This is a genomic window from Veillonella sp. 3_1_44 (assembly GCF_000163715.1).
Classification (GTDB): domain Bacteria; phylum Bacillota; class Negativicutes; order Veillonellales; family Veillonellaceae; genus Veillonella; species Veillonella parvula_A.
Genome location: NZ_GG770207.1, coordinates 1 through 794 on the forward strand (window position 1 = coordinate 1; position 794 = coordinate 794).

Below are 794 nucleotides of genomic sequence, written 5' to 3' on the forward strand. Positions count from 1 at the left end.
GCCAAGAGCTTGGATGTCACTTAGGTCGACACTTTGGCACCTAACATTGTTCGGTTTTGAGAGATCTGTTATCTACAAGATAATAATTTCTCATTATATTAAATGGGCCTATAGCTCAGCTGGTTAGAGCGCACGCCTGATAAGCGTGAGGTCGGTGGTTCGAGTCCACCTAGGCCCACCATTTAATACATGGGGGCGTAGCTCAGTTGGGAGAGCACCTGCCTTGCAAGCAGGGGGTCAGGAGTTCGAATCTCCTCGTCTCCACCATTTAGTATTTGACAGCGAGTCTGTGATATACTAATTGTTTGTTCTTTGAAAACTGCATAGAAGATAATTATTATATATTTGTAAGGTCATCTCTTAGAATTTCTAAGTAGGTTGACCCGAGCACATAGGAAATAATTCTCTGACTTAATGGTGACGTACATGTAAAATGTACGGCTACAAAAAAAACGACAATGTATCTAATGCATGTCAATATTATCTCTCATGTATTCAATCATGAGATTTTCGTTAGCATTTGATGCATATCTAGGAGCCTGAGCGAGATGAAGCCGCCGCGTACTATTGTACGTAAGGCAAAATCGAGCGTGAGGCGACGACGATAGGCGCAAATGATAACGCAAAATAAGTAAAGATAATAAGGGCGTACGGTGGATGCCTTGGCGATATCAGCCGAAGAAGGACGCGGTAAGCTGCGATAAGCTACGGAGAGGTGCAAGCAACCTGTGACCCGTAGATTTCCGAATGGGGGAACCCGGCAGTGGTTATGCACTGTCACCCATACCTTTGAG

At 44.3% G+C, this 794-nt stretch carries 2 tRNA genes and 1 rRNA gene; all 3 read left to right on the forward strand.

The window, feature by feature from the left end:
• The first annotated feature begins 104 nt into the window (after positions 1-104).
• A tRNA-Ile gene (locus HMPREF0873_RS09740) sits at positions 105-181 on the forward strand.
• A gap of 10 nt (positions 182-191) precedes the next feature.
• Positions 192-267, forward strand: a tRNA-Ala gene (locus tag HMPREF0873_RS09745).
• Between the two features lie 363 nt (positions 268-630).
• A 23S ribosomal RNA gene (locus HMPREF0873_RS10030) occupies positions 631-794 on the forward strand; the annotation flags it as partial.